The organism is Mumia sp. (assembly GCF_028803055.1).
Classification (GTDB): domain Bacteria; phylum Actinomycetota; class Actinomycetes; order Propionibacteriales; family Nocardioidaceae; genus Mumia.
Map to the genome: position 1 here is coordinate 1 of NZ_JARBCJ010000254.1, position 3,661 is coordinate 3,661.

The 3,661-nt window shown below is 69.3% G+C and carries 3 protein-coding genes; 1 reads left to right on the forward strand and 2 read right to left on the reverse strand.

Annotated elements, in window-relative coordinates:
• Positions 1-166 precede the first annotated feature (166 nt).
• The gene (locus PV363_RS16580; protein WP_301022924.1) at positions 167-472 is read left to right on the forward strand and encodes an EthD family reductase; all 306 of its coding nucleotides are present in this window, start codon (positions 167-169) and stop codon (positions 470-472) included.
• Positions 473-527: 55 nt separating this feature from the next.
• Here the strand turns inward: PV363_RS16580 and PV363_RS16585 are convergent, their stop codons facing one another.
• Both PV363_RS16585 and PV363_RS16590 read right to left on the reverse strand, forming a co-directional pair.
• Positions 528-2,375 (reverse strand): hypothetical protein, encoded by a 1,848-nt coding sequence (locus PV363_RS16585; RefSeq protein WP_220365021.1) that lies wholly within the window; start codon positions 2,373-2,375, stop codon positions 528-530.
• A 76-nt stretch (positions 2,376-2,451) separates the two neighbouring features.
• The coding region (locus tag PV363_RS16590) for an LCP family protein (protein ID WP_301022925.1) at positions 2,452-3,661 on the reverse strand (1,210 nt) is incomplete at its 5' end.

Genomic DNA, 3,661 nt, shown 5'->3' on the forward strand with positions numbered 1-3,661 from the left:
GGCGCCCACGTCACCGAGGTCGACGCCTCCCACGCGGTCATGCTCAGCCGCCCCGGCGTCGTGACCGACGTCATCGAGCGAGCCGCGAGGTGAGCCCCGCGTCCGGCAGCGGCACGTCGCTCGACGTGACAAGCCCGATCCATCCCATCGACGAAAGAAGGACACCATGACCGCCAAGCTCACCATGATCTACGCCAACCCGGTCGACGAAGAGGAGTTCGAGCGCCGCTACAAGGCGCACAAGGAGCTCGTGTCACAGGTCCCGGATCTCCTGCGCGCGGAGTACGGCAAGGTCTTCCCCAAGGAGGACGGCACCCCGCGGCCGCGGTGGCGCACTGCCGACCTGTACTTCGCCGACTACGACACGGCCGTCGCTGCCTTCGAGCACGAGAACGGAATGGCGGTGGGGCGCGACGCCTTCGACCTCGCCACCGGCGGTGTCGAGTTCCTGCTCTCTGACATCGAAGACTGAACCCACCGCCCAGACGGGTGGGCACGGGTCTCGGCCCGTGCCCACCTGCCTCAGCTCACGACCTGAGGTCGTACTTGCGGTAGGTGACCACGAACTGGTCCAACCGGACGGGCTTCTTGCCCTTCCAGATGACCTTGAGCCGCAGGCGCCCGTCGGCGCCGACCTCCCGCTCAGCGGCATCGAAGGCGAGGTGGCGTCGCGTGCTGGGGAGATGGCGGAAGGGGAGGGTCCGCCCTCGTGGCGTGACGACGGCGATCCTGATGTCGTTCTGCGTGCCCCAGGTGCCTCGCAGACGCACACGAGCGGCGAACCAGAGATCACGGTTGCGGTCGCCAGGGATCCGCAACGAGTGCAGGGTCGTCACGCGTCCCAGTCCCCGCCCTCCCGCCTTCCGCACGAATCGCACGTTGCCATGCCTGGCGCGCTTGACGCGGGCGTTCCGCTTCACCAGGGTGCGCTTCAACGTGGAGCGCGCGGAGGCTCTCACCGTCGTCTTGATGAGCTTTGGCGGGGTGGCGCGGACCGTGAACGGAGCCGAAACCGGCCCGTACACGTACTCGCATCCGGTGTGGGTGCAGTTCCGCGTTCTCACGAGCTCGAGCCGGTAGCGTCCACTGGGCGCCACGGTCGCCACGCCGTCCTTCCAGTAGCGACCGTTCCACTCCAACGCACCCGCGATACCCAGGAGCGGCGTGCTGCCGCCCAGGGGTTTGCCGTTGCTCGCGAGGATCCTGTAGCGGATGTCGCCGTACCTCGCCTCGATGGGGTCGAGCGCAGGGCTGAACCTCATCACGGTCGGCACCCCGGAGCCAGGGCCGACGCCAGCGAACGGGTAGAAGAAGGGCGTCGTCGGCGTCAAGCTCGTGATCTTCGCGGCGTTGCTCACGAACAGCGGCACGCTCTTGCGGGCGGACTTCGTGAAGTCGGTGGCCGTCGCGGTGACCTCGACCTCGAACCGGTACTCACCGGCCGGCAGAGGACGACCCAGACGTGCCTTCGGGTCGATCAGGACGCGCAAATTGGTCCCCGCCCAGTTTCCGCCGAATTGTCCCGCCCGGATCTCGTCGGCGGTGAACTCGTACGGGCCGGCAACCGTGGCACCGGCAGTCGAGATGATCCGCCAGCGGGCAGTGAGCGGAGTACGGGAGTCCAGGCTCACGTGGCTGGTCGCGGTCTCCCACAGGCCGTCGCCGTTCTGGCTCAGCAGCATCGGCCCCGGACTCGACAGGGTGATGTCCGGTTCCTTGCGAACCCTGAGGGAGAGGCCCGCTCCCTCGCACACCGCCGCATTGAGCGGACTGCACTGCTGCAGCGAGACGTAGACGTCGACACTCGATGTGCTCGGGATGTCGACATCGATCACGTCGCCGTCACGGACCTGCCTGCTCCTGACGCCGCCGTCGACCGTCGCCGGAAACCCCCCGAGACCTGTGGCCCGCAGCGAGACCCGCTTGATGACCGACGGGTCGATCACCGACGGCAACGGCTTGGTCGGTGTGAGCGTCGGCCGCAGCCCCAGCACCGGGACGGCCTCGCTGGCGGTGGTGCACGACTCCAGGCTCGCATCGGAGCATGCCCGGACCCATGCGACGAACCGTGGGGGGAGCCCGGCTGTCGGCAGGGTGCCGCGGAAGATGCCGTCCGCGCCGGCAGCCACCGGCGTGCGCCGGACGATCCACGACGAGCTTGCCGACGTCGCCAGCTCGAAGACCACGTACGGCGACTCCGACGTCGCGGCGAGCTCGGCCGTCCCGCCGACCTCCGACTCCGCAGCCGGGGAGGTCAGAACCGGCGGCGCTGAGCCGGACACCGCCGTCTCCGCCGCCCCTGCAGGAACCTGCCCCGCTCCGGACGCCACCAGCACGGCAGCAGCAACCAACCCCACGACAACACGACGTGCCACAGCGGTTTCCGATCAGTTCGAGGCATCGCTGCCCACGCCGAAGAATGGCGCTGAACCTAGCAGAGACCGGGCGGGGTCAGCGCGCGGGTAGACCATCCTTGGTACAAACGGCCTTGGTGATCTTGTCGGTCTCGCCGGCCTTGATGTAGCCGAACAGCGTGAGGGCCCGCTTCTTGTCCCACCGGACCGAGGCGTCGGCGATCGGGACCGTGCAGTTGTGACCCGAGCCGCCCATCGCCGCCGACAGGCTCCACGCGAACCGGCCCAACGAGATCGGGCCGACGTTGTCGCCGATCCGCAGCGAGTCGGTCGCTGCCGTCACGACGCCGGCGTACCGGAACGGGTTCAAGAACGTCGACGGCGACTTCACCGCGCCCGCGATCGCTCCGAGCACCTCGCGCTGGGACTGGACCCGCTGGAGGTCCTGCGTCGCGTACGAGTGGCGCGAGCGGGCGTACCCGAGGGCCTGCGCGCCGTCGACCTCCTGGCAGCCCTTCTTGAGCTTGAGGCCGGCGTCCTTGTCCTTGATCCCCTGCTTCGGGCAGATCTCGACGCCACCGACGGCGTCGACCATGTTGACGAAGCCGCCGAAACCGATCTCGACGTAGTCGTCGATACGGACGCCGGTGGACTGCTCCAGAGTCTCGACGAGCAGCTTGGGCCCGCCGTACGCGTACGCCGCGTTGATCTTGGTACGGCCGTGGCCGGGGATCGGGACGATGGAGTCGCGCGGGATGGAGACGAGCGTCGTCGGTCCGCCACCGACGTGCATCATCATGATCGTGTCGGTACGCCTTCCTTCGGCGTTGCCGGTCGCGAGCTTCTTGCGCTGGGCCTTGGTCAGCCCTTCACGGCTGTCCGAGCCGACGAGCAGGTAGGTCGTGCCCGGCTGGTCGGCGGGACGCTCACCACCCGGCGTGGCGTCGACCTTCTCGATCTTTCCCCACGCCCACACGGGCACCGCGATCAGGAAGATCAGCCATGCCACCAGGAGCAGGGGGATGATCCGGCGCGGCCGGAGCCACCGGCGGCCCGCGCCTCCGCCTCCGCCCGAGCGGCGCGGCGTGGCGGCCGGCCGGCGCTCGTCGGGGAACTGCATCGGGGGCAGGTCCGACGGCCGCTGCTGCGGCTGGCCGGGGTGCGGCTGCTGGTGCGGAGGACCGTACGGCGGGCCACCGTACGGTTGCGACGACGGGCCTCCGACGACCCGCGTGGCGTCGTCGCCAGGGCCGTAGAGCCAGTCGAAGTCGTCGCCGTCACCGCGGCGCGGATCTCGATCGGGCATG

Bases quoted from the DNA above. Each gene is read 5' to 3' on its own strand.
- PV363_RS16580 (WP_301022924.1), top strand. From the start codon at position 167: ATGACCGCCAAGCTCACCATGATCTACGCCAACCCGGTCGACGAAGAG.